Raw genomic sequence first — 25,305 nt, forward strand, 5'->3', positions numbered from 1 at the left:
CGCGATCCGGTCGAGATCCGGCGGAGCCCGGTGCGCGACACCGTGCCGAGCGGCGATACTGGCGCCGACAGGTGACCATGGGGGAGGTCGGGAAACGTGGCAAACCCGCCGACAACCGGCACGGCGGCGCCGCCCGGCCGCCGGACGGCGCTCGCCGAGGGCGCCGACCGGTTGCGCTCCGCCGCGACCACCGAGCCGGGCAGGCTCCGGGCCGTCGGCGCCGTCCTCGCCCTCCTCGTCGTCGCCTTCGGCGCCGTCACCGCCTGGCAGACGAGCGACCGCGCGGCCGCCGCCGACGACGTGCTGCACAAGAGCCAGCCGCTCAGTTCGGCCGCGGCGGACATCTACCGGTCGCTCGCCGACGCCAACACGGCCGCGGCCGGCGGCTTCCTGGCGGGCGGCCAGGAGAGCGCCGCGTCGCGCGAACGCTACGAGGACGACATCGACACGGCCGCCGCCAAGCTCGTCACCGCGGCGAACAACTCCGGCGCCGGCTCCCCCTCCACCGCGGCGATCACGAAGCTCAACACGCTGCTCCCGGAGTACAAGGGCCTCGTCGAGCGCGCCCGCACCTACAACCGGCAGGGCTTCCCGGTGGGCGGCGCGTACCTGCGCTACGCCAACCAGAAGATGCAGGACGAGATGCTCCCGGCCGCCGAGGACCTCTACGAGAGGGAGAACCAGCGCCTCCAGGACGACTACGCGGCGGCGAAGCCGTACCCGTGGGCGGCGATCGCCCTCGGCGTCCTCGCGCTGGCCGCCCTCGCCTGGGCGCAGCACCGCGACTACCGCCGTACGAACCGGGTGCTGAACCACGGCATGGTCGCGGCGTCCGCGGCGTCCGCCGTCGTGCTGCTGTGGCTGGTCGTCGGTCACAGCGTGGCCCGCGCGGGGCTGAACGACTCCTACGAGCACGGCGTCCGCTCCCTCGACGTCCTGCACGACGCCCGTATCGCCTCGCTGAAGGCGCGCGGCAACGAGAACCTCACCCTGGTGGCCCGCGGCGCCGAGACCGTGAAGGTCGACGACACGGCGGTCGACGTCTACGACCACGACTTCACCGAGGAGATGGCCACCCTCGGCAAGGGCCTCGCGGCGGCGGCGGAGCTCGCCGACGACCGGGCCGGCGAGAAGCCGGTCTCGACGGCGCAGAGCAACATGGCGGAGTGGAAGAAGCGCCACGCCGCGGCCCGCGCCCAGGACGACAACGGCAACTACGAGCAGGCGCTGGCCCTGGTGATCGGCGCGAAGGGCGCGACCGGCGCGTGCTTCGACGGCGTCGACGCGAGCCTGGCGACCGCGCTCGACCACGAGCGGCACGAGTTCAGGCAGGCGGCCGGTGACGGCCTGGACGCGATGGGCGGGCTGCCGCTGGGCGCGGCCGTCCTCGCCGTGCTGGCGGCGGCGGGCGCGCTCGTCGGCATCGGCCGCAGGCTGTCGGAGTACCGGTGAGAGGGGGCGTGACGATGCGTGCGCGACGGATACGGGCCGGCCTGCGGGGCTGGGGCGGGGTGGGCGCGATGGCGGTCGTCTGCGTCATGGCCCTGGCGTTCGTGCTGCTGCTGCCCCTGACCCAGTCCCGGGGTGACGGCAGCACCGGCACCGGCGGTCCGGGCGTCGCCGAGGGCAGCCCGGTGGCGGCCTCGACGTGCGAGGCGCCCGAGAAGCAGACGCTGGCGCCGTCGTCCGCGGACGGCCCGGCGATCGCCGCGATCAAGGCCCGTACGGGTGAGAGGCGCAAGCTGGTCGTCGGCGTCGACCAGAACAGCTACCGCTGGGGCTACCGCGACCCCAACACCGCGGGCGCCGCCCTGGAGGGCTTCGACATCGACCTGGTGCGGCGGATCGCCGAGGACCTCCTGGGCGACCGCGACGCGGTCCAGTTCAAGGCGATCCCGACGAACCAGCGCATCCCGGCCGTCCAGGAGGGCCGGGTCGACATGGTGGTCCGCACGATGACGATCACCTGCGACCGGATCGAGGACGTCGCGTTCTCCGCGCCCTACTTCAAGACGGGCCAGCAGGTGCTCGCGCCCAAGACGTCGGCCGTCACGGGCTACGACGGCACGCTGGCGGGGAAGCGGGTCTGCACGGCGGCCGGTTCGACCGCCAACGCCCGGCTGGCCGACGACGTGAAGGCCGGGAAGCTGCCCGCGACCGTCGACGTCTCCACCACCGTCCCCAACCAACTGGACTGCCTGGTGCGGCTGCAGCTGGGGGAGGTCGACGCCGTCGTCACCGACGGGGCGCTGGCGGCGAGCCAGGCCGCGCAGGACCCGGCGGTGGAACTCAAGGGCGCCGCGTTCACGACCGAGTACTACGGCGTGGCGATGAACAAGGACGCGGACGATCTGGTCCGCCGGGTCAACCAGGTCCTGGTGGCGTACCGGGCGGACGGCTGGCAGCGGTCGTACGCCGACTGGCTGTCGGCGACACTGGGTTCGGACCCGGCGACGTCGATGCCGCCCGCTCCGCAGTACCTGCGCACGGGTTGACGGGACGGCCGGGCGGACGGCGGACCGAGCGGGAGACCAGGACACAGCGACGAGAGGTGATCGATGGGCGTCACGGGACCCCCCGGGCCGGTGATGGACCGGGACGAGGTCGACCGTGCGCTGGCGCGGCTCGGCGCGGAGCACGAGGCGATCGAGACCTCGCTCCTCGCCCTCCAGGACCACGCGGGCCGCAGGCTCCTCGAAGGCGCCGCGCTGACCGGCGTCACCGAGGAGCGCTGGGCGTCCGCGGAGGCGTCGATCACGCTGCTGTGGACGTACTTCGACGCGTACACCGACGCGTTGCGCTCCGCGCGGGACATCCGCTCGCGGCGCCGCTGGTCCAGCCGTGAGGACCTGGCGGAGCTGACGGAGCTGCTGCGCGGCGCGTCCGTCACGGTCTCCGGCGCGGCCGCCGCGACGGCGAACGCCCCGGCCGGCGGCGGCCGGCTCAGCGAGAGCTTCTCGCTGACCGCCCTCGTCGACCGGATGAACGACCTGTACGCGTCCTCGCTGGACCTGGTCGTCGCCGCCGACGCGGTGTGGTCCGCCCTGCCCGCCCGGATAGACCTCCTGGCCGCGGAACTCCAGCGCACCCGGCAGCTCGCGCACTCCGTGGGCGTGCGCCCCGGCGAGCATCCGGCGGGCGACGACCTGGAGCGCATCACCCGCACCCTGACCTCGCTGCGCGAGCGGGTGATCTCCGACCCGCTGGCGTTCTGGGTGCCCGCGCAGGGCAGTTCGGCGCCGGGCGGCGGGCGCCCCGACACCACGGTGTACGACCGGGAGGCGCGCGCCCTGGAGGACGTGCGCCGGGAGATCGACGCCGTCCTGACGGTCCGTCAGGACGCCGAGCAGCGCCTGGTGCGGCTGCGGGACGTGCTCAGCCGCGCGGACCGGACCCTCGCCGAGGCGCGCACCGCGCGCGGCGAGGTGCTCGCGAAGATCGCCGCCACCGAGGTTCCGGCCGTCGGCGGCCCGCCGACCGTGCTCCAGGAGCAGTTGGCGACGGCGGCCGAGTACCGCCGGCACGGCCAGTGGCACCGCCTGTCCCCCCTGCTGGAGTCCCTGGAGCGCCGGGCGGAGGACGAACTGCTGCGTGCCCGCGAGTCGTTGACCGCGGTCACCGCGCCGCTCGCGATCCGCGCGGAACTGCGCGGCCGGCTCGACGCGTACAAGGCGAAGGTCGCCCGGCACGGGTTCGCCGAGGACCCGTTCCTCGTCGAGCGCTACGACGCGGCCCGGCGGATGCTGTGGAGCGCGCCCTGCGATCTGCGCGTCGCCGAACAGGCCGTCCTGCGCTACCAGCAGGCGGCCGCCGAACTGCTGGCCGCCCCGCGCGTGCCCGAGCAGGGCGGCCCCGAGGACCACAGGGGGGAGCAGAGGTCATGAGTCAGTCAGGGCAGACGTGCCAGCGACCGGGCTGCGAGGGCTCGTACGAGGACGTGGGCGGCGGCGAGCTGTACTGCGACACCTGCGGGCTGGCCCCCGTCGTCGCGTCGGGGGGTCCTCCCTCCGGGGGAGGCCTGGTCGGCTCGCCCCCGACCGGCGTGACCCGCGGCGGCAGGGGTTCGACGGGCAGCGGCGGCTCACGTCCCAGCGCGCGCAGCGCACGCACCTCCTCGCAGTCGTCGAAGTCGCGCCGCTCGGTGTCCGGGCGGCTCTCGCGGTCGCTGCCGGACGCGGCCGGTGGCCGCTCGGTGTCGGTGCGCGGCTCCGGTTCCACGTCCGGTTCGTCCGGGCGGGCCCGGCTCGGGGCGGGTCTGGTCGCGGTGCCCCAGGTGCCGCGCCCCGACCCGCGCGCGATGGTCCTCGACGACCCCGAGGTGCCCGAGCGCAAGCGGTTCTGCTCGCGCGCCGACTGCGGCGCGCCGGTGGGCCGGGCACGCGGTGCGCGCGAGGGCCGCACGGAGGGCTTCTGCACCAAGTGCGGCCACCCGTACTCCTTCGTCCCCAAGCTGCGGACCGGCGACGTCGTGCACGGCCAGTACGAGGTCGTGGGCTGCCTGGCGCACGGCGGTCTGGGCTGGGTCTACCTCGCCGTCGACCGGGCGGTCTCCGACCGCTGGGTGGTCCTCAAGGGCCTGCTGGACACCGGCGACCAGGACGCGATGGCGGCGGCGATCTCCGAGCGGCGCTTCCTCGCCGAGATCGAGCACGCCAACATCGTGCGGATCTACAACTTCGTCGAGCACCTCGACCAGCGGACCGGATCGCTGGACGGGTACATCGTCATGGAGTACGTCGGCGGCAAGTCCCTCAAGGAGATCGCCAACGCCCGCCGCACCCCGGACGGCCGGCGCGACCCGCTGCCGGTGGAGCAGGCCTGCGCCTTCGGCATCGAGGCCCTGGAGGCCCTCGGCCACCTGCACGGCCGCAACCTGCTGTACTGCGACTTCAAGGTCGACAACGCCATCCAGACCGAGGACCAGCTCAAGCTCATCGACATGGGCGCCGTGCGCAGGACGGACGACGACGAGTCGGCCATCTACGGCACGGTCGGCTACCAGGCCCCGGAGGTGGCGGAGGTCGGCCCGTCGGTGGCCAGCGACCTCTATACGGTCGGCCGCACCCTGGCGGTGCTCACCTTCGACTTCCAGGGCTACACCACGGCCTTCGTGGACTCCCTGCCCGACCCCGACTCCATCGAGGTCTTCCACCGGTACGAGTCCTTCTACCGGTTCCTGGTCCGCGCCACCGACCCCGACCCGGCCCGCCGGTTCGCCTCCGCCCAGGAGATGGCCGAGCAGCTGACCGGTGTGCTGCGCGAGGTCGTCTCGCTCCAGACGGGGCGGGCCCGGCCCGCGCCGTCCACCCTGTTCGGACCCGAGATGCGCGTCACGGACACGGAGTTGTTCCCGAAGCTGGACGCGGAGGTGTCGCGGCTGGGGTCCCGGGCCGTCGCGTCACGGCGGAGCCGGGCGGGCGGCGCGGGCGGTGCGGCCGGCGCGCCGACGGGCGGAGGCGGCGCGGCCGGACCGGTGCCCTCGCCCCGCACGCCCGGAGCCGTCCCGGCCGGAGCCGGCGGTGCCGTGGCGGGGGTCGGCGGTGCCGTGGCGGGAGCCGGCGGTGCCGTGGCGGGGCTGGTCAGGCCCGTCCCCGCGCCCGCCGCCGGGCTCGCCCTGCCGGTCCCGCACGTCGACCCCGCCGACCCCAACGCCGGTTTCCTCACCGGCCTGCTGGCCTCCGCGCCCACCGAACTGATCACCGCCCTCGCGGCCGCGCCGGCCCCGTCGGTGGAGAGCCGGCTGCGGGAGATCCGCGCCCGGCTGGAGAACGGCGACTTCGAGGCCGCCCTGAGGTCGCTGGCCGGACTCGAGGGCGAACGGCCCGACGACTGGCGGATCGTCTGGTACCGGGGCGTGGCCTCGCTGGTCACCGGCGACCGGGCGGGCGCCGCGCTCGCCTTCGACGCGATCTACGACGCCTTCCCCGGCGAGCCGGCGCCGAAGCTGGCGCTCGGCCTGTGCGCGGAGGTGCTGGGCCAGTCGGACAACGCCGCCGAGTACTACCGCCTCGTGTGGTCCACCGACCCGAGCTTCGTGAGCGCCGCGTTCGGCCTGGCACGCGTCCAGCTCGCGGCGGGCGACCGCCGGGGCGCCGTACGGACGCTGGAGTCGGTGCCGGAGTCCTCCATCCACTACACCGCCGCCCGCGTCGCCGCCGTCCGCGCCCGGCTGCGGCAGCGGACGGCGGCCGCCGCCGACGTACCCTTCGAGGAGGACCTCGCCGCCGCGGCGGCGCAGGTCGAGGCACTGGACGCCTACGGACTGGATCCGACGCGCCGGGAGCAGTTGTCCACCGAAGTCCTCGGCTGCGCGCTGGACTGGATACTCTCCGGTGGCCGGGGCAGCAGTGTTCCCGACGACCGGCGGGCGCTGCTGGGCAGCGACCTGGACGAGCGGGGGCTGCGCTTCGGACTGGAGCGTTCGTACCGCATGCTGGCCCGGCTGGCGACCGGCGCCGAGGAGAGGATCGACCTGGTGGAACGTGCCAATCGTTACCGCCCCCGGACGTGGGTGTAGTTGATGTCCAAGATCCCCGGGCAGGCGACCCTGCCCACGTGCCCGAGCTGCGCGGAACCGATCGACGCGGGTGACCGTTTCTGCGGTGCGTGCGGATACGACCTGTCCGCCGTACCGGCACGTCCGAAGGACACGCCGACGCTCACCATGAGCGCGGAGCGGCAGCCGGCCGCGCGGGGTGCCGCCGGCGCGCCGCCGCTCCCGGCCGGTGCGCCGGCGCCGGCGGTCCCGCAGCCGCCGGCCGCGCCTCCCGCGCCCGTGGCGGCGCCGGTCGCGGCGGCCCGTGTGCCGGCGGACGGGCCGGTGGCACCGACCGCCGCCGACCCGGCCGTCCCGGCCCCCGGGGTCCGGTTCGACCGGCCCGCCGAGCCGGAGGAGTACCCCCTGCAGGCGCCGGACCCGCGGCTGGCCGTCGCCAAGGTGTGCGTGGCCTGCCGGGCGGGCCGGGTGGACGACGACGGGTACTGCGAGAACTGCGGGCACGCCCAGCCGCGTGAACGCGACCACATGGAGCAGGAGTCGGGCCCGGTCGCCGCCGTCAGCGACCGCGGTCTGCGCCACCACCGCAACGAGGACTCCTTCACCGTCGGCCGCACGACGCTGCCCGACGGCGGCCCCGCGCTGGTGGCGGTCGTCTGCGACGGCGTCTCCTCCGCGACCCGCCCCGACGACGCCTCGCACGCCGCGGCACAGGCCGCCGGACGGACCCTGCTGGCGGCCCTGCCGCAGGGCACGCACCCGCAACAGGCCATGCACGAGGCGATCGTGGCCGCCTCGCACGCGGTCGACGCGCTCGCCGGGGAACCGGCCACGGCCCGCGAGCACGCCCCGCACCAGAACGCCCCCGCCTGCACCCTCGTCGGCGCGGTCGTCACCGCGGGCCTGCTGGTCGTCGGCTGGGTGGGCGACAGCCGCGTCTACTGGGTTCCGGAGGACCGCGGCGCACCGCCCGCCCGGCTCACCGAGGACGACTCCTGGGCCGCCCAGATGGTCTCCGCGGGCCTGATGAACGAGGCCGAGGCCTACGCCGACGAGCGTGCCCACGCGATCACCGGCTGGCTCGGCGCCGACGCCTACGAACTGGAACCGCACACCGCCGCGTTCAAGCCGGACCGGCCGGGCGTGGTGATCGTGTGCACCGACGGCCTGTGGAACTACGCGGAGGGGGCCGGGGAGATGGCCGAGGTGCTCCCCGCGGACGCCGCCGCCCGCCCGCTGCACGCCGCCCGGGTCCTCGTCGGTCACGCCCTGGACGGCGGGGGCCACGACAACGTAACAGTGGCCGTCGTGCCGTTCCCCGCCCCCGCGCAGGGGGCAGGATCGGCCTGAGGCCACACGCACGGACAGCGCACCGGCCGGACCCGTACGCACGGGTCCGGCCGGTGCGCGGGGAAGCAGGGGCGGACCGGAGGGGACCGGTCCGTCCACGTCGTCACCCCACACGCCGTGGGAGTTTCCGAGGGGGAGGGAAAAAGGCATGGCCAATTTCTCGAAGTCGAACGTGCCGCGGTTCTCGGTGGACGTCTACCAGAACGCCTACCTGCCGGAGGGCGGCCGCGAGGTCAACGCGATCGTGACGGTGACCGCCACCGGCGGCGGCACCGTCGGCACCGGGGTCACGGCACCGCACCTGTACGCGCCGGGCGAAGGCCCGTCCGCCGCCGTGGTGGTCATGGTCGACTGCTCCGGTTCGATGGACTACCCGCCGACCAAGATGCGCAACGCGCGCGACGCGACGGCCGCCGCCGTCGACACGCTCCGCGACGGCGTGCACTTCTCGGTGATCGGCGGCACGCACGTGGCCACGGAGGTCTATCCGGGCGGCGGACGCCTCGCGGTGGCCGACCCCACCACCCGCGAGCAGGCCAAGCAGGCCCTGCGCCGGCTCGGCGCGGGCGGCGGCACGGCCATCGGCACCTGGCTGCGGCTGGCCGACCGGCTGCTGGCCGGCGCCGACGTCGCGATCCGGCACGGCATCCTGCTCACCGACGGCCGCAACGAGCACGAGTCGGCCGAGGACCTCCAGGCCGCGCTGGACTCCTGCGCGGGCCGGTTCACCTGTGACGCGCGCGGTGTGGGCACCGACTGGGAAGTGAAAGAAGTCACAGGCATCGCCTCCGCCCTGCTCGGCACCGCCGACATCGTCGCCGATCCGGCCGGGCTCGCCGCCGACTTCACGCGGATGATGGAGACGGCCATGGGCAAGGAGGTCGCGGACGTCGCCCTGCGGCTGTGGACCCCGGCCGGCGCGGCCGTCCGGTTCGTCAAGCAGGTCGCGCCGACGGTCGCGGAACTGACCGGCAGGCGCACCGAGTCGGGCCCGCGCTCCGGCGACTACCCCACCGGTTCCTGGGGCGACGAGTCCCGCGACTACCACGTGTGCGTCGAGGTCCCGGCGGCCGGCGTCGGCCAGGAGATGCTGGCCGCGCGCGTCTCCCTGGTGGTCCCGGAGCCCGGGGGCACGGTGCGGAACCTGGGCGCGCAGGGCCTCGTACGGGCCGTGTGGACGGACGACACGGCGGCCTCCACCTCGATCAACCCGCAGGTCGCGCACTACACCGGGCAGGCCGAACTGGCCCGGGCCATCCAGCAGGGACTGGACCTTCGCAAAGCGGGCGATATGGACGGAGCAACGGCCAAACTGGGCCGGGCCGTTCAGCTCGCGAGCGCGTCCGGGAACGCGGATACTGCGAAACTGCTTGCGAAGGTGGTGGACGTGGTCGACGCGCCGACAGGTACTGTGCGATTGAAGGCGAAGGTCGCGGAGGCGGACGAGATGACCCTCGAGACCAGGTCCACAAAGACTGTTCGTGTAAAGAAGTGACCCGGCGGACGTACGGACGCTGGAGGAACACCGAAGGAAAGGGGGACGCGCCGACATGCCGACCTGCCCGAACGGACACCAGTCGGGTTCCGACGACTGGTGCGAGGTCTGCGGTCACCGCATGGCCGGTGCCGTACCTCCGCCCCCGCCCCCGCCGCCCGGCGGCTACGGCTTCCCGCCGGCCGCCGGCGGCCGCCCCGACGGCCGTCGCCCGTCCGCGGCGCCGAACGCCGAGCCGGAGCTGTGCCCGCAGTGCCGCACGCCCCGTGAGGGCGGCGCGCCGTTCTGCGAGGAGTGCCGGTGGAACTTCCTGACCAACACGGCGACCTCGTACACGCCCGCCGCCCCGCGCACGCCGGGGCCCGGCGCGCCCGGTCCCGGCGGCCCGGGTGGGCCGGGTGGCCCAGGGGGGCCCGTGGGGCCCGGTGGATTCGGCAGCCCCGGTGGTCCCGGAGCGGGTCCGGACGCACGGTTCCAGCCGCCGCCCCCGTCCTTCGGCGGGAGCGACGCGTTCGACTACCAGGGCTCCCGTCCGTCCCAGGTGAACCGTCCCGCCGAGCCGATCCCGCCGGGCCCGCCGTTCGGCGGCGACCCCTCGCGGCCTCCGGGCCAGGGGGCCGGCCGGCCCTTCGGTCATGAGCAGGGCGGCCAGGGCGGTCCCGGTGGACCTGGTGGGCCCGGTGGCGGTCGGCCGTTCGGTGGCCCGTCCGGCGGTCCCCAGGGACCCGGGCAGGGACACGGACCGGGGCAGGGTCACGGGCAGGGACTCGGCGGCCCGGCCGGCAACCCCGCCGGCGGTCCCGGTGGCGGGTCGCCCGCGGGTGCCTACGGGCGTGACCCGTCGGGCACCCCCGGCGGTCCCTTCGGGCACCGCCCCGGCCCCGCGAACCCGTCCTCCGACCCCTTCGCCCGCGAGCCCTCCGGCCCTGGCGGCCCCGGCGGCCCCGGCGGTCAGGGCGGCCCCGGCGGTCAGGGTGGCGGCTACGGCTACCCCCAGCCCGGCAATCCGGGTGGCCCCGGCGGTCCCGGCGGGCGCGCCCCGCAGGCCTTCCAGCCGCCCGGCGGCCCGCAGGCCCCGTCCGGTTACCCGCAGGGGGGCGGCAGGCCGCAGCAGCCGTCCGGCCCGACCGGCCCGTCCTTCGGCGGCGGTGACGACGACTGGGTGCTCCCCCCGCCGTCCCACACCGGCCCCGGCGGCGACCAGGGCGGCTACGGCCACCCCCGGCCCGGCGGCGTCCAGGCCCCGCCCGGCCAGGCCTTCCCGCAGCAGCCGGAGACCTGGACGGCGACGATAGGCCCGGACCGCGAGTACTTCATGGCGATGATGCACCGCTCGGGACCGGAGGCCGCGGGCCTGAACCTGCCCGCCTACTCCCCCGAGCAGCAGCGCACGCTCGACGGCAACCAGATCACCATCGGCCGCCGCCGGCACTCCACCGGCGAGACCCCCGACATCGACCTGTCGGTGCCGCCGGAGGACCCGGGCGTCTCGCACCAGCACGCGGTGCTGGTGCAGCAGCCCGACGGCGGCTGGGCCGTCGTCGACCAGAACTCGACGAACGGCACCACGGTCAACGGCTCCGACGAGCCGATCCAGCCCTTCGTGCCCGTCCCCCTCCAGGACGGCGACCGCGTCCACGTCGGCGCGTGGACGACGATCACGGTCCGACGCGGCTGAGCCCTCGGGGACCGGCTCCCCGCGGGGCCGGGTCCCCGCGGGGCCGACCTCCGAGGGAGGCCGGTCCCGCGGCGGTCGGCTCCGCCGGGGCCGGCCGGGGCTAGGTCCCGACGAGGGTGGGGCCGGACGAGCCGGGAAGGGGCCAGGCGTAGGGTCCCTCCGGGTCGTCCAGCCACGCCCACATCCGCTCGCCGCCCACGGTGACGCCGTACCGGTGACGTCCGGGCCTGCTCTCGCGCTCCCACAGCGCGTACGCCTCCTGGGGGTCGAGGGTCTCCCGGGTGAGGGCCAGCAGGAAGCGGAACAGATCGTTCTCCCTGATCCCCGGCGGCACCCCGCCGAGGGCGACCGGCTCCGGCGCGGGCCGCTCGGTGCCGCGCAGCGGGACGAAGTAGGCGGGGGTGTGCAGGAAGTTCCCCTCGGCCTGCCCGGTCTCTTCCACGGTCAGCGCGAGCAGACCGGTGGCCAGGGGGGTCAGGATGCGGCCGCCGGGGCGGCACTGGGCGACCCAGGCCCGGGGGACCGAGGCCAGCTCGCAGGTGGCGACGATGCGGTCGAAGGGCGCGCGTTCGGGAACCCCGCGGGCGCCGTCGCCGGTGACGACGGTCGGCCGGTAGCCGGCCTCGGCGAGGTGCCGCCGGGCGGACTCGGTGATCTCCGGGTCGAGGTCCACGGTGGTGACCCGCTCGTCCCCGAGCCGGTACGACAGCAGCGCCGCGTTGTATCCCGTGCCGGCGCCGATCTCCAGCACCCGGTCCCCGTCCCGCACCTGCAGCTCGGCCAGCATCTCGGCCATCAGCGAGGGCTGGCTGCTCGAGGAGACCAGCTCCCCGTCCCGCAGCCGGGTGGCCAGCGGCACGTCCTCGTACGCGCCGCGCACCCACCGCTCGCGGGCCCTCGGATCGGCGCTCTCCCCCCATCGCCGCTCGTACCCACCCGCGCCGGCGGCGTAGTAGTACGGCACGAAGAGATGGCGGGGTACGACGGCGAAGGCCTCCCGCCAGGCCGGATCGGCGGCGAGGGCCCCGCTCGCCTCGATCTCCCGCACCAACGCCGCCCGCTCGAAGGCGGCGAGCTCCTCCAGCTCCTTGCCGAGCACATGCGCTGCCATACGTCCACTGTGCGGCGCGGGAGCCCGCGGTGCGAGCGGCCCGCACCCGCCGGCGCGGTGGGCGCGGGCCCCGTGCCGGAAGGTCCCGTACCGAAAGGTCCCGGGCCCGGAGTACTCGGTCGCCGGGTCTGAGACCATGGGGGACGTGAAAGAGATCCGGCGCGGCACGCTTCAGGAGCAGACCTTCTACGAGCAGGTCGGCGGGGAGGACACCTTCCGCCGACTGGTCCACCGTTTCTACGAGGGAGTCGCCGAGGACCCGTTCCTGCGGCCCATGTACCCCGAGGAGGACCTGGGCCCGGCCGAGGAGCGGCTCACGCTGTTCCTGATCCAGTACTGGGGCGGCCCCACGACGTACAGCCAGAACCGCGGCCACCCCCGTCTGCGGATGCGGCACGCGCCCTTCACCGTGGACCGGGCCGCGCACGACGCCTGGCTCAAGCACATGCGGGACGCGGTGGACGAGCTGGGACTGTCCGAGGAGCACGAGCAGACGCTGTGGAACTACCTGACGTACGCGGCGGCGTCCATGGTGAACGCCCCGGACTGAACCGGCTCGCCGGGGCGGCGTGCGGGGAGGGCGCGCCTGGACGTCGTGAGTGGGTGGGTGGTGAGGTGCGTGGGTGGGGTGTGGGCCAGGGCCGAGGCGTACGGGCCCACAACCGCTCAGCGCACGCTGAGGCCCAGGCCGCCGAGTCCCGCCCGCCGTACCGCGATCGAGCCGTACGGCGTCCGCAGCCGCAGCCAGGTTCCCGAGGAGTAGAGCCCGGTGTCCCGGGCCGCGGTGGCCGGCCGCAGGAAGCCCAGCGACTGGGCCGCGTGCACCGCGCGCACGGGCAGACCGGTGTCCCCGACCGTCCGGGACCAGATCTCCCGCCCGGTCCGGTCGAGTTCGGCGCGCGTGCGGCGCTCGGCCGGCAGTTCCCCGGTGCGGCGGCGGAACTCCGCGACCGCCGCGCCGACCATCGCGCGCAACGCGTCCGGCGCCGGGAGGCCCCGCGCCGGTTCCCAGCCGCCGCGGGGCGGCAGCACGCCCGCCCAGGGCGGCCCGGTCACCGCGGCGGGCACGGCGGCCATGGCCGCCGTCTCCTCGACGCCCTCCAGCAGCTCCCCCGCGGACACGGTCACGTCCAGCGTGACGTCGAGGCCCTCCTCGTACGGCTTCGCGAGCCGGACCGCCCGGACCGCGAGGACCTCGAAGGACGGCGGCCGTCCGAAGACGGCCAGCGCGGTGCCGGCCGCCTGGAGCCGGACCGCAGCCGCGCGGTCGTAGTGGAGCAGCCGGGAGAGGAAGGCCGCGAGGTCCGCCGCCTCCCCCTCGTCGGCGAGGTGGAGCACCGTCATGCGGCGACGGCCTCCTTGTCGTCGTCCCGGTACTCCTCGAGGAACTCACGCTCCTCCTCGGTGATCCGGCGAGGCCGCTGCGCCGCGAAGTCGAACGGCACGATCACCGTCGACGCGCTGACGTAGACCTCGTCGCCGTCCTTCACCTCGTAGGCGATGGTGAAGGACGCGGCGCGTACCTGCGTGATCCACAGCTCGATGTCCACGGGCCGGTGCCGGTGGACGAGCTGCCGCTTGTAGTCGATCTCGTGGCGCGCCACCACGGACCCCTGCTGGAAGTCCTTGTCCGGGCGGAACAGGAAGTCGATACGGGCTTCCTCCAGGTAACGGAGGAACACCACGTTGTTGACGTGGCCGTACGCGTCCATGTCCGCCCAGCGCAGCGGGCAGCGGTAGATGTGCCGCAAGGAGGATCAGCCCCGGGTCAGCTTCTTGTAGGTGGCACGGTGCGGACGGGCCGCGTCCGGGCCGAGCCGCTCGATCTTGTTCTTCTCGTACGACTCGTAGTTGCCCTCGAACCAGAACCACTTGGAGTCACCCTCGTAGGCGAGGATGTGCGTGGCGACCCGGTCCAGGAACCACCGGTCGTGGGAGACGACCACGGCCGCACCCGGGAATTCGAGCAGCGCGTTCTCGAGGGAGGACAGCGTCTCGACGTCGAGGTCGTTGGTCGGCTCGTCGAGGAGCAGCAGGTTGCCGCCCTGCTTGAGGGTGAGCGCGAGGTTCAGGCGGTTGCGCTCACCGCCGGACAGGACGCCGGCCGGCTTCTGCTGGTCCGGGCCCTTGAAGCCGAACGCGGAGACGTAGGCCCGCGAAGGCATCTCGACCTGGCCGACGTTGATGTAGTCCAGCTCGTCGGAGACGACGGCCCACAGCGTCTTCTTCGGGTCGATGCTCTCGCGGCTCTGGTCGACGTACGAGATCTTGACGGTCTCGCCGACCTTGATCGAACCGGAGTCCGGCTCCTCCAGGCCCTGGATCATCTTGAACAGGGTGGTCTTGCCGGCGCCGTTCGGGCCGATGACGCCGACGATGCCGTTGCGCGGCAGCGTGAAGGAGAGGTCGTCGATGAGGACCTTCTCGCCGAAGGCCTTGCTGAGGTTGTTGACCTCGACGACGATGCTGCCCAGGCGGGGGCCCGGCGGGATCTGGATCTCCTCGAAGTCCAGCTTCCGCATCTTGTCGGCCTCGGCCGCCATCTCCTCGTACCGGGCGAGACGGGCCTTGGACTTGGCCTGACGCCCCTTGGCGTTCGACCGCACCCACTCCAGCTCTTCCTTGAGCCGCTTGGCGCGCTTGGCGTCCTTCTGGCCCTCGACCTTGAGGCGGGTCGCCTTGGTGTCGAGGTAGGTGGAGTAGTTGCCCTCGTAGGGGTGGGCGCGTCCGCGGTCGAGCTCCAGGATCCACTCGGCCACGTTGTCGAGGAAGTACCGGTCGTGGGTGACGGCGACGACGGTGCCCGTGTACTTCGCGAGGTGCTGCTCCAGCCACTGCACGGACTCGGCGTCCAGGTGGTTGGTGGGCTCGTCGAGCAGCAGCAGGTCGGGGGCCTCCAGCAGCAGCTTGCAGAGCGCGACGCGGCGGCGCTCACCACCGGAGAGGTTGGTGACCGGCCAGTCGCCGGGCGGGCAGCCCAAGGCGTCCATGGCCTGCTCGAGCTGGGTGTCCAGGTCCCACGCGTTGGCGTGGTCCAGGTCGTCCTGGAGCTTGCCCATCTCCTCCATGAGCGCGTCCGAGTAGTCGGTCGCCATCAGCTCGGCGACCTCGTTGAAGCGCCTGAGCTTGCCCATGATCTCGGCGGCCCCGTCCTGCACGTTCTCCAGGACCGTCTTGGACTCGTCGAGCGGCGGCTCCTGCAGCAGCATCCCGACGGAGTAGCCGGGCGACAGGAACGCGTCGCCGTTGGACGGCTGCTCCAGCCCGGCCATGATCTTGAGAACGGTGGACTTACCGGCACCGTTCGGACCGACCACACCGATCTTCGCGCCGGGCAGGAAGCTCAGCGTCACGTCGTCAAGGATGACCTTGTCGCCGTGCGCCTTGCGCGTCTTGCGCATGGTGTAGATGTACTCAGCCAAGAGAAACCGTCCGGCAGCTTGAATTCTGGCAGTGGGCAGATACACCCCATCTTGCCGGACGGCTACCCCTCGGGGGAAACCCGATTGGGCGGGAGCCTCTGACCTGGGATTTCTCGGTTGCCGACCACGGCCGTCCCGTCACTGCCGACCGCCGCAGAGCGCCCCCGGGGAACCTCGGACGGCCCGAAGGCGGCCCGAAGGCGGCCCGGAGACGGCCGGGAGTGGGCCTGAATACGGCCCGGGAGCGGGCCCGCTCCCGGGCCCGGCGTAGCCGGCCCGCCGCGGTTCAGCGTCGATCGCCGCTGTTCGCCCCTGGCGGGGCCAGCTGCCGGTGTCGGACGGCAGCGATCGACTTGACAGCCCGATTCCAGCCAGGCCTCGGACTTTCCGGTTGGTCTCGGGCAAGCGGCAACACGATGATCACCGTGATCGATCGGGTCACCGGGGTCGAGCGCCGCGGCAAGAGACGCTGGGGGAAATGGGGGCGGCGGCGCCCCTCGACCCCGTGTCGCACATGCGCTGCCCTCCTGCGCACAGGTCTCGATGAGACGCTCCGTCCACCATGCGGCCCACGATTTGACAGGCCTCGCAGGCGTTACGAGCGTTGCTGGGGACAAGCGGCGGAAGACGTCGCCGCGCAGCCGAGGAGCCTGTGACGGGAGGCTGAGTCAAGATGCCGAGCAGACTGACAGCCAGGCGGCTGGGAGCCGCGTTCGGTGCGGTCGCCGCGGCGTTCGCGCTGGGTATCGGCGGTGCGGGTGTCGCTGACGCCAAGATCCAGCCGGTTGACACCCAGTGCACCAACAACGGCGGCCACCAGCCCGGTGGTCAGCAGCCGAGCTGCACGGGTGGTGGACTCACACAGGAGAGCGAGAACCAGAACCCGGCCGGCCATGCCCCGCCAGGACAGAACTGACATCACATGACGAGAGGAGAGGAGCACCCTCCGTGGCAGCGGATCTCGGCGATCCGCTGCTTCCTTTATGCGCTACGCGCCCAGGGATGCCGATACGTGTCGGCCCGCGAGCACGGGACGCACGCTCTGCGGCACTGCTCTCGATCGGGAGACTCTGACCTGGCATGTCGCCGCAGGCGGTCGTGTCTGCTCCGTCCCGGTGGGTCGTCGTCGAGCGGCTCCGGGACGCGCCGGAGGAGCCGGAGCGTCCCTGGAGGCGTCTCACGGGTCAGCTGGAGCCTCGCCGCCGACAGAGGCAGGGAGAGGTAGGGGCAGGGATCCGTACGGCCCCGGAGGAAGCCGTACGGGTCGCGGTGGAAGCCGGTCAGCCCTGCGCGTCGTTCTCCTTGCGGCCCACGAGGACCAGGACCGTGCCGCCGATGACGACCAGGCCGATCGCGGTCCCCGCGATCAGGGGCGTGAGGTCGGAGCCGCCGGTCTGGGCGAGGTCGGTGCCCGAGGACGCGGTGCCGCCCACCGTGGCCGGACTCGGTTCGGCGAGCGTCTGGGTGGTCAGGTCGGTCTCGGCGGCTCTGGTGCGGCAGTCGAGGACGCCGGTGAAGCGGCTCTGGGTGCCCTGCGGGCCCGTGATGGCGAAGTCGTAGGCCTGATCCTCCTGGAGGGGGATCGTCACCGTCCGGGACGTGCCGGCGGGGATACTGTGCTGCACGCCCATCAGCTCGAAGGTGAAGACCTGGTCACCCTGGTTGGCCGCGGTGAGGTCGAGGCCGTTCTTCGTGCAGTTCTTCGCCGCGGAGAGGGCCGGCACGGGGCCCGTCTCGGCCCAGGTCGCGGACGCCGTCGCGGAGACGGTCGACTCGCTGGAGCCGGCCAGGATCTGGGTCTGACTGCGGCTCTCGGAGGTGAAGGCGCGGCCGACGGGAACGGTGGTCGAGGCCTGGACCGTCAGCTCCGCGGCACCGGCAGCGGTGTCGGCGGGCACGTCGAAGAACAGTTCGCTGCCGTCCTGCGCGGCGGTGACGGGCTTGCCGTCCTTGCCGACGATCCGGACGCCGGTGGTGGCCGAGTTCAGTGGCGGTGCCACCGTCACGGAGCTCGCGCCGGTCCGGACGGTGACCGGGCCGAGCAGTTCGCCGGGACGGCCGGAGACCGCGGCACCGTCAAGGGTCAGTGAGGCCTGGGGTTCCGCCACGGCACGGGCGGCCTTCTGGAGGTAGTCCGCGAGCCGTTCGGCCTGCGGGTCGAGGGCCTCGACCGCCGCGCCGTCCGAGTAGCGCCAGATCGCCACCTGGGTACCGGCCGCCGCGTCCTGCTCGGTGAGTCCCCCGGCGATGTCGGCCTTCTTGGCCAGCGCCGCCAGGTTGTTGACCTGGGGGTAGGAGTTCTGCAGGATCCAGCGGATGCGGCCGGCGTCCTTGTTGACGCCCAGTGAGGTCCCGCTCCAGGCGGTCTCCTGGTACTTGGCGTCCTTCTGCGTGGGGTTGTGCAGGTCGACGCAGTAGGTCTGGAGGGTGCCGCCGCCCTCGACGGACATCTCGAACAGGCCGGCCGAGACCTCCTGGTCCCCGCTCTCGCCGTGCAGCACGGCGGCTCCGTACGTCTTGAGGCCGCCTATCGTCGCCGTCGCTCCGCCCTGGGTCCGCGCCACGGTCTCGGCGGCCGCCGGGCCCGCGGTGGCGAGGATCCCGGCGGCGGCGAGTCCGGACACGAGCGTCCCCGCCGCGAGGCGCACCGCGCCCCGTCCACGCCCGAACGGCGCGGAGAACGAAGAAATCACGTAATTTCCCTTCCAGCAGGACCCGTTGACGTGGGGGGGACGGGTCCCACCAGCAGAATCAGAAGCCCCGTGAGCCACGTTCGGCATCCTAGAGAGGCGGACGTACCGGCCTTCCCGGTCAGGTCGCCCGACGGGTGATCCGACTCGGAATCGTTATCCCCAAGATCGCATCCGAGCAGGGCTTATCGACAAATCAACCCATCACTTCTGGATACACCTGCCGATAAGCCGCCGATCGGTCAGACAGGCGCACTCTCCTACATCAGGTCACGGCTGCCGGCCGGCGTCGCCGCGGCGGTCCCGGCTCCGTCACGGGCTGTCCCACCGGGGTCTGTTCCACCGGGGCCTGTTCCACCGGGGCCTGGCCCGCCGGGGTGTGCCAGTCGGGTTCCGGCTGCGCGGGTGCGCCGACCGCCGTGGCGGTGGCGACCGCGGTGGCCGGCTCGGCCCTGGCCGTGCGGCGGAAGGCCGAGGTGCCGCGGGTGAGGTCGTGGCCGATCGCCACGGCGTCGATGTCGGCCGACGTCCGGTTCTGGCCCTCGCGCGCTTCCGCGCGCACCTTGAGCCGGCCCTGCACGATCACCGCTTCCCCCACGTTCAGCGACGCGGCCACGTTCATGGCCAGCTGCCGGTTGGCCCACACCGTGAAGAAGTTGGTGTGGCCGTCGGCCCAGGTGCTCTTCTCCCGGTCCCAGTAGCGCGAGGTCACCGCCAGCCGGAACCGCGCCGACGCCCCCGCCGACAGCTCCCGGTACACCGGCTGCGTGGCCACGTTCCCCACCGCGCAGACCATCGTCTCGTTCATCGAGGACCCCTCCCTCGCCCGGCTGTCGACGCCGGGCGGATACGCGTACGGGCCCGTCCCGTACGGCTGCGTCTGCCGGGGCGGTGGCGGCCGCGAGGCGTACGCCCCGGGCCGCTCACCGCCACCGTCGCCACGACCGCTTCGCCACGATCGCCGCGCCACCAGACTGCCTCCGCCGGGCCGAGCCCGCCGAGCGCTGTGGATCACCACCCGCCTGTGGAGAAAGCCGTCACCCGGACGGGGGATCCGCGTCGCACCGCCCGGACCGACGCCCCGGCCCGCACCCGCATCCGCACCCGCACCCGCACGTCCCCTTTCTCACCTGGCCAGCGCCTGTGCGCCCATCACCCTGCCGTACTGCTCCCGCACCTCCCGGTACCGCAGCAGTTCGGCGGCCACCGGGTCCAGGACCCGCGCTCTGCCGCACCCGGCGGCGGCCTCCCGCAGGCGCCGTTCCGCGTCCTGGCCGTATCGGCGTGCGGGGCCGCGGGCCGCGATCCGGCAGCTCCACTCCACCAGCGGGCCGCCGACGATGCCGGCCACCATCAGCAGCACCGGCACTCCCAGGTTCGGCGACATGACCCCGGCGATCTGGCCGACCAGCCACAGCCCGCCGAGGACCTGCAGGACCGTCATGGACGCCTGCGCCAGCACGGCCACCGGCCACCAGCCCGGCCGCGGCGGGCGCCCCTCGGGCACCCCGGCCCGCGCGGTCAGCTCGTCCAGCGCCTCGGACAGCCCCTGCGCACCGCGTACGGCGGCCTCCCGCACCGCCTGCGCCCACGGCGCGGGCAGTCCCGCCGAGGCCCGCTCGGACACCGTGCGCACCGCCTGCTCCACGCGCTGCCGCGCGGTGGCCTCCTCGTCGGCCTGCGAACGGATCCGGACGCTTCCGGTGGGGGGATCGCCGCGGTCCTGGTACCACCGCCACAGCCGCAGCCACGGCGTCCCGCACGCGCGGTTGGCGTTGCGCAGCCAGGCGCGTTCGGCGGCCTCGCCCGCGGCCCTGGCGCCCACCGCGTCCGCGAGGCGGGCCGCGAAGTCGTCCCGGGCCTCCTCGCTCAGGCCGGTGCGCCGCGTCGTCGCGTAGACGGGCCGCAGCTGCCAACCGGCGGCGTCGACATCGGCGGAGATGCGCCGCGCCGCGGCACCGCGCTCCGCGACGAACTGACCGAGCAGTTCGCGCAGTTCACCGATGCCGTCGCCGGTCAGCGCGGACAGCGCGAGGACGGTCGCGCCCGGTTCGCCGTACTCGCCGAGGGCGATGCCGTCCTCGTCCAGCAGCCGCCGCAGGTCGTCGAGGACCATCTCGGCGGCCTCGCCCGGCAGTCGGTCGATCTGGTTCAGGACGACGAACATGACCTCCGCGTGTCCCGCCATGGGCCGCAGGTAGCGCTCGTGGAGCACGGCGTCGGCGTACTTCTCCGGGTCGACGACCCAGATGACGGCGTCCACGAGGGCCAGGACCCGGTCGACCTGCTCGCGGTGCTGGACGGCGGCCGAGTCGTGGTCGGGCAGGTCCACCAGGACGAGCCCGCGCAACTGGGCCTCCGCGTCCGCGCTCTGCACCGGGCGGCGACGCAGCCGGCCGGGGATGCCCAGCCGGTCGATCAGGGTCGCCGCGCCGTCGCTCCAACTGCACGCGATGGGGGCGGCGGTGGTGGGCCGTCGTACACCCGTCTCCGAGATGGTCACCCCGGCGAGGGCGTTGAACAACTGGGACTTGCCGCTGCCGGTGGCCCCGGCGATGGCGACCACGGTGTGCTGTCCGGAGAGCCTGCGCCGGGCAGCCGCCTCGTCGAGAACCCGGCTCGCCTCGGAGAGCGTCCTGTTGTCGAGCCGCGCGCGGGAGAGCCCCACCAGTTCCCGCAGCGCGTCGAGCCGGGAACGCAGGTGGCCGTCGTAGGCCAGGGGGGCCGCGGCGGCCTGGGACGTGCCGGACCGGGCTTCCAGGGCGGCGGCGGCCTGCTCGGCGGCGGTGGCCTCGTTCACGCGGCGCGCGATGAGACCGTCACCCCAGGGCTCACCGGAACCGGCTTCCTCCTGAGGGGGTTGGGCGCCCCGGTCCCTTCCCCGGCCGTCCTGGCCGCGCGCGGGAGCATCGGTCTCCGGCGAGCGCGCGGGGCGGTCGGCGCCGGGCGGGCGTCGGGAGCGTTCGCCGTCCGGCACCCGCGCGGGGCTGTCCTTGCCCCACAACCTGTCCCGTACGCGCGCGTACGGGGCGGCTTCGGCCTTGGACCGGCCCCGCGAGGACTCCGCCCCCGTTCCGGACCTACCGTGCGAGGACTCGGTTTCGGCCCTGGACCGGCCGCGGGAGGAGTCGTCGCCCTTCCGTGCGGAAGAGCCGTCTTCTTCTCCCGCGTCTTCTTCTCGCGCGTCTTCCGGCACACCCGGAGACGACTCGGGCTCGGGCCCGGACCGGCCGCCTGCGGACCCGTCGGTCTCGTGCGCTCGCACCGGACGTTCGTCCGCGTCGGCGGGCGTCGGGGAACCATCCTCCGCCGCCTTCGGGGAGGAGCCGTACCCGCTCCTGCCCCCGGACACGGTTCCCCCGGCCGCCCCGGCCGACCGGTCCTCTCCCGCCGCCTCGGCGGAGCGCTCGGCATCGTCCCCGCCGGCGGAACCGCCGGCGTCGGTCGCCCGCGCCGAGCGTTCGAGCTCGTCCGCCTGGGCGTCCTGGGTGCTCTGGGTGTTCTGAGCGTCCTGGGTGTCCTCCCGACCGCGCGAGGACGAGGCGCCGTCTCCCTCACCCCGCTCAGCCTGTCGCTCCCGCACCCCTCCCTCGCCACCGGCCTTCGACGGGTCCCCGCCCCCCTCACCCTCGACGGGTCCCACGTGATCTCCGTGGTCCGTGCGATCCGTGTGATCCATACGGCCCTTGTGATCCGTGCGGTCTGTGCGGTCGGTGTGATTCATGCGGCCCGTGTGGTCGGTGTGGTCGGTGTGGTCTTGGTTCGTGACGGCGGTCACCGGTCACCTCTCCTTCTGTAGTACGGACAGCGCGGCGATGAGTTCGGCCTGGGGTTCGACGTGGACGTCGAGTCCGTCGATCGGGGCGAGCCGGCGCTCGCGTTCGTTGTGCATGACACGGTCGAGGTGTTCGGTGAGCAGCCGCCCACCCCGGTCGCGCAGCCGCAGCGCGCCGTGGGCGCCGATCCGTTCGGCGAGCCCCTCGCCCGCCACGCGGGCCCTGCGGCCGCCCAGCAGGACGGTGGCCACGAGGGCCGCGACGAGTTCGGGGTCGGGGGCGGCGCCGCGTTCGAGGTGGCGCACCTCGTCCTCGGCGTACTCCTCCAACTCGCGCCGCCAGCGCCGTACGGCCATGCCGATGCGGTGTTCGGCGGTCTCCAGGGACGCGTCGCGGTCGAGGAGTTCCGGGGCGGCCGCGGCCGGTTCGCGGCGCCAGGCCTCGTCGACCCGCTCGTCGGCCGCGGTGACGGCGCACAGCAGGAGCGCGGCCAGGCTCTCCACGAGGGCGTCGAGCAGTTCCCCGGCGGTGCAGTCCAGCGGGAAGGCCCGCCAGCGCTTGAGGGCGTCACCCGCGAGCACCGCGCCGCTCTGCAAACGACCCCGCACGCGCGCGTATTCGCTGTCGTACGCCCCGTCGACGGCCGAGGTGAGCCGCAGTGCGGCCGCGTACTGCGCGGCCGCGGCACCGGCCAGCTCGGGCATCCGGGAATTGAGCGAGTCGAGGACGCCGTACGCCGTGCGGGCCATCACGTCGTGGCGGGCTGCCCGGTCCTGCGCGTGCTGGACGAGCCAGGTGCGCAGGGGGGCCACCGCTGTGGCCGGAAGCAGCCCTCCGCCCCAGGCGGACTCGGGCAGTTCGGGCACGGTGAAGCGCGGTACGTGGCCCAGGCCGGCCTTGGTGAGCAGGGCGCCGTACTGGCGGGACACCTCGGAGACGACCTGGTGGGGGACGCGGTCGAGGACGCTCACGAGCGTCGCGTCGTACTCCTTGGCGGTGCGCAGAAGATGCCAGGGCACGGCGTCGGCGTACCGTGCGGCAGTGGTGACCATGACCCAGATGTCGGCGGCGCAGATGAGTTCGGCTGCCAGGACACGGTTGTCGGCGACCAGGGAGTCGACGTCGGGCGCGTCCAAGAGGGCGAGGCCGGGCGGAAGGGTCTCCGCGGTCTCGATGCGCAGCAGGCGCCTGCCGTCCTCGCCGGGCAGCAACAGGTCCTCCGAGGGCTCCTGATGGGGCACCCACACGCGCGTGAGGTCGGGCAGCACCCGCATGCCGCTGAACCAGTGATGGTCCTCCGGGTGGCACACCAGCACCGGCGTCCGGGTCGTCGGCCGCAGCACTCCCGCCTCGCTGACCCGCCGTCCCACCAGGGAGTTGACCAGGGTCGACTTGCCGGCGCCGGTGGATCCGCCCACGACGGCCAGCAAGGGCGCTTCGGGCTGTCTCAGCCTGGGCACCAGATAGTCGTCGAGCTGGGCGAGGAGTTCGTCGCGGTTGGCACGCGCGCGTGGCGCCCCCGTCAGGGGCAGCGGGAAGCGTGCGGCGGCGACACGTTCGCGCAGGGCGGAGAGTGCGTCGAGCAGCTGAGGCCGTACGTCCAAGGTCACCACATGCGAAGAATGCCTAATTTCGGGGGATTTATGAAGCATATGGACATGTCTGCGCGCCGATGAGACACAAGGGACGGAAGGTGCGACCGGGACAGAGGCACTGCGCAGGCATAACGAGTGCACAACACCCGGGGCTCCAGGCGCCAAAAGCGGTGCACAATTCGTACCCGCCTGCGATTATCAGGACCGCTTCACCGAACCTCCACATCGAGCCACGGAGGCGAAGCGCTCAGGACGAGGAACGGGGAGCCCTATCCTTGTCCCCGGCAACGTCACGGATCAGCCCACACCCGGGCACCGAACACGAGGCCACCACAACCGGCCCCCGTAGCTCAGTGGATAGAGCAGGCGCCTTCTAAGCGCTTGGCCGCAGGTTCGAGTCCTGCCGGGGGCGCCCACCACCCCTCACCTGCGGAAACGCATGAGGGGTTCTTTGATGTCCGGACGCACATCGCTGCGAGGGCAAGCGCCTTGACCGTCCGCGATCGTCAGTGTCTGCCATGATCACGGCTCGAGCCGACGGATGCCCGCCTATCGCTCCTCGTCCAGCACCTGGGCAGCCGCACGCGGGTCCATGAGGTGGGACCACGCCTGTTCGGCCGGGAGCAGGTCCCGTTCAGGAAGGGCATATTCCGGGTACCAGCCCTCAGCCTCGCAGCCGGGGACGTTGCGAAGGATCAGCACGGCCAGGTTCGGCGGTACGGAGCCGGTGATCCGGACGGCCGGGTAGGTCTCGTGACCGTCGTCCGCACGCACCTGCAAGCCAAGGGTGAAGGTGTCGAACTCGCGCGTGTGCTCACGGCCGTCGCGCAGTGCGGCGTGCGCCAGGTCCAGCAGGGTCGCCCGCAGGCGACGCACGAAGCGGATGCCGGCCTCGGCGCGGTACCGGACGTGATCCTCGCGTGCGGGCAGGAGGTGAGCGGTGTGCGTCGCGGTCTTCAGCCCGTCGGAATGTTCCGCGTTGCAGCGAGCCCGGCCGGCGCGGCCGTCGGCCTCCAGGGCTGCGTGGAAGTCATCGCCCGAGCCGTCCTCGCGGCGCCCCGCCGCGACCAGCCACGGCAGATCGGCGTCCAGCCGTACCGCGCCGCGCCATCGCTGTACCTTGACCTTGTACAGCACCTGGTCGTCCACGGACCGGATGCGTTCGTGCTTGCCGTCCTCGTCCGCGAACTGCTCGGACGCCTTGGCCGGCACCGGGTGGTCGATCTCGTCCAGCGGCACCGTGACCGGCGGCACCGCGAGGCACAAATCCTCGCGTAAGCGGCGGAGCGTCGGGCGGGCCGGGCGCAGCGGGCCGGGCGCGCTCATTCCTCGATCCCCCCGACCGCGTCGATCTCCTCCGCGGTCAGCCCGGTCAGCAGCATCACATCCGACTGCTGTGGTTCCTGACAGCGAGCCGGTACGACCCGGAACCGACGGAGAACGACGGCATGGTGCTCTGGTGGGTGATCATCGCGCCGGTGGTCGGTCTCTACCTGCTGCTGTGGTGGACCGCCAACAGCGCCCTCGTCCGCCGGACCGCTCTGTCCGCCCGGAACTACTGGCTGCTCAGCGGCGTGGGCACGTTCTCGCCCACCGTCGCGCTCGTCCTGCTCGATCCCTGACGTCCGATGCGCGTCCGGCGCGGGTGCCGCCGGAGGGCCGGCATCGGAGGACCTGCGTCCAAGGGGCAGC

19 protein-coding genes and 1 tRNA gene are annotated in these 25,305 nt (G+C 73.5%); 11 read left to right on the top strand and 9 right to left on the bottom strand.

Annotated features, from left to right (window positions below; genetic code table 11):
• Positions 1–96 precede the first annotated feature (96 nt).
• The 7 genes from ACF09K_RS06300 (at position 97) to ACF09K_RS06330 (ending at position 11,019) form a co-directional block, all read left to right on the top strand.
• Positions 97–1,452 (top strand): hypothetical protein, encoded by a 1,356-nt coding sequence (locus ACF09K_RS06300; protein WP_392241332.1) that lies wholly within the window; start codon positions 97–99, stop codon positions 1,450–1,452.
• A gap of 14 nt (positions 1,453–1,466) precedes the next feature.
• Positions 1,467–2,495: a glutamate ABC transporter substrate-binding protein gene (locus tag ACF09K_RS06305; protein WP_392241333.1), complete on the top strand. Its 1,029-nt coding sequence runs from the start codon at positions 1,467–1,469 to the stop codon at positions 2,493–2,495.
• A 63-nt stretch (positions 2,496–2,558) separates the two neighbouring features.
• Positions 2,559–3,884 (top strand): hypothetical protein, encoded by a 1,326-nt coding sequence (locus ACF09K_RS06310; RefSeq protein ID WP_392241334.1) that lies wholly within the window; start codon positions 2,559–2,561, stop codon positions 3,882–3,884.
• Positions 3,881–6,517, top strand: coding sequence for a tetratricopeptide repeat protein (locus tag ACF09K_RS06315; RefSeq protein WP_392241335.1), 2,637 nt, complete (start codon positions 3,881–3,883; stop codon positions 6,515–6,517). Before ACF09K_RS06310 ends, ACF09K_RS06315 begins: the two co-directional genes overlap by 4 nt.
• Before the next feature lie 3 nt (positions 6,518–6,520).
• Positions 6,521–7,846 carry a PP2C family serine/threonine-protein phosphatase gene (locus ACF09K_RS06320; protein ID WP_392241336.1) on the top strand — a complete coding sequence of 442 codons (1,326 nt, stop codon included), beginning with the start codon at positions 6,521–6,523 and terminating at the stop codon, positions 7,844–7,846.
• A 148-nt stretch (positions 7,847–7,994) separates the two neighbouring features.
• Positions 7,995–9,341 carry a VWA domain-containing protein gene (locus ACF09K_RS06325; RefSeq protein WP_392241337.1) on the top strand — a complete coding sequence of 449 codons (1,347 nt, stop codon included), beginning with the start codon at positions 7,995–7,997 and terminating at the stop codon, positions 9,339–9,341.
• Between the two features lie 55 nt (positions 9,342–9,396).
• Entirely contained in the window at positions 9,397–11,019 is a 1,623-nt protein-coding gene (locus ACF09K_RS06330; protein WP_392241338.1) for an FHA domain-containing protein, read from the top strand.
• Between the two features lie 100 nt (positions 11,020–11,119).
• Here the strand turns inward: ACF09K_RS06330 and ACF09K_RS06335 are convergent, their stop codons facing one another.
• Positions 11,120–12,130 carry a methyltransferase domain-containing protein gene (locus ACF09K_RS06335; protein WP_392241339.1) on the bottom strand — a complete coding sequence of 337 codons (1,011 nt, stop codon included), beginning with the start codon at positions 12,128–12,130 and terminating at the stop codon, positions 11,120–11,122.
• Positions 12,131–12,266: 136 nt separating this feature from the next.
• Here ACF09K_RS06335 and ACF09K_RS06340 point away from each other — a divergent pair, with 136 nt between their 5' ends.
• Positions 12,267–12,680: a globin gene (locus ACF09K_RS06340; RefSeq protein ID WP_392241340.1), complete on the top strand. Its 414-nt coding sequence runs from the start codon at positions 12,267–12,269 to the stop codon at positions 12,678–12,680.
• A gap of 116 nt (positions 12,681–12,796) precedes the next feature.
• Here ACF09K_RS06340 and ACF09K_RS06345 read toward each other — a convergent pair whose 3' ends face one another.
• Genes ACF09K_RS06345 through ettA form a run of 3 tightly spaced genes read right to left on the bottom strand, consistent with a single transcriptional unit; the run spans position 12,797 to position 15,552 of the window.
• Positions 12,797–13,474, bottom strand: coding sequence for a hypothetical protein (locus ACF09K_RS06345; protein WP_392241341.1), 678 nt, complete (start codon positions 13,472–13,474; stop codon positions 12,797–12,799).
• Positions 13,471–13,881: an acyl-CoA thioesterase gene (locus ACF09K_RS06350; protein WP_392241342.1), complete on the bottom strand. Its 411-nt coding sequence runs from the start codon at positions 13,879–13,881 to the stop codon at positions 13,471–13,473. The genes ACF09K_RS06345 and ACF09K_RS06350 overlap by 4 nt, the downstream gene beginning before the upstream one ends.
• Positions 13,882–13,887: 6 nt before the next feature.
• Positions 13,888–15,552 (bottom strand): energy-dependent translational throttle protein EttA, encoded by a 1,665-nt coding sequence (ettA, locus tag ACF09K_RS06355; protein ID WP_392241343.1) that lies wholly within the window; start codon positions 15,550–15,552, stop codon positions 13,888–13,890.
• 673 nt (positions 15,553–16,225) lie between these two features.
• On the opposite strand from ettA, the gene ACF09K_RS06360 reads away from it, so the two are divergent.
• Positions 16,226–16,468 (top strand): hypothetical protein, encoded by a 243-nt coding sequence (locus tag ACF09K_RS06360; RefSeq protein ID WP_392241344.1) that lies wholly within the window; start codon positions 16,226–16,228, stop codon positions 16,466–16,468.
• A gap of 364 nt (positions 16,469–16,832) precedes the next feature.
• Here ACF09K_RS06360 and ACF09K_RS06365 read toward each other — a convergent pair whose 3' ends face one another.
• The 4 genes from ACF09K_RS06365 to ACF09K_RS06380 all read right to left on the bottom strand — a co-directional run bounded on the left by ACF09K_RS06365 (position 16,833) and on the right by ACF09K_RS06380 (position 23,631).
• A complete protein-coding gene (locus tag ACF09K_RS06365; RefSeq protein WP_392241345.1) occupies positions 16,833–18,245 on the bottom strand; it encodes a TQXA domain-containing protein in 1,413 nt (470 codons plus the stop codon).
• 262 nt (positions 18,246–18,507) lie between these two features.
• Positions 18,508–19,050: a single-stranded DNA-binding protein gene (locus ACF09K_RS06370; RefSeq protein ID WP_392241346.1), complete on the bottom strand. Its 543-nt coding sequence runs from the start codon at positions 19,048–19,050 to the stop codon at positions 18,508–18,510.
• Positions 19,051–19,368: 318 nt separating this feature from the next.
• Positions 19,369–21,246: a GTPase gene (locus tag ACF09K_RS06375; RefSeq protein ID WP_392241347.1), complete on the bottom strand. Its 1,878-nt coding sequence runs from the start codon at positions 21,244–21,246 to the stop codon at positions 19,369–19,371.
• 777 nt (positions 21,247–22,023) lie between these two features.
• Entirely contained in the window at positions 22,024–23,631 is a 1,608-nt protein-coding gene (locus ACF09K_RS06380) for a dynamin family protein (RefSeq protein WP_392241348.1), read from the bottom strand.
• A 321-nt stretch (positions 23,632–23,952) separates the two neighbouring features.
• On the opposite strand from ACF09K_RS06380, the gene ACF09K_RS06385 reads away from it, so the two are divergent.
• A tRNA-Arg gene (locus ACF09K_RS06385) sits at positions 23,953–24,025 on the top strand.
• Positions 24,026–24,162: 137 nt separating this feature from the next.
• Here the strand turns inward: ACF09K_RS06385 and ACF09K_RS06390 are convergent.
• The gene (locus tag ACF09K_RS06390) at positions 24,163–24,939 is read right to left on the bottom strand and encodes a hypothetical protein (RefSeq protein WP_392241349.1); all 777 of its coding nucleotides are present in this window, start codon (positions 24,937–24,939) and stop codon (positions 24,163–24,165) included.
• Between the two features lie 122 nt (positions 24,940–25,061).
• Here ACF09K_RS06390 and ACF09K_RS06395 point away from each other — a divergent pair, with 122 nt between their 5' ends.
• On the top strand, positions 25,062–25,235 hold the full coding sequence (locus ACF09K_RS06395; RefSeq protein WP_392241350.1) for a hypothetical protein: 174 nt from the start codon (positions 25,062–25,064) through the stop codon (positions 25,233–25,235).
• Positions 25,236–25,305: the final 70 nt, after the last annotated feature.

The sequence above is a fragment of the Streptomyces sp. NPDC014882 genome (assembly GCF_043081325.1).
In the GTDB taxonomy this organism is placed as follows: Bacteria; Actinomycetota; Actinomycetes; order Streptomycetales; family Streptomycetaceae; genus Streptomyces.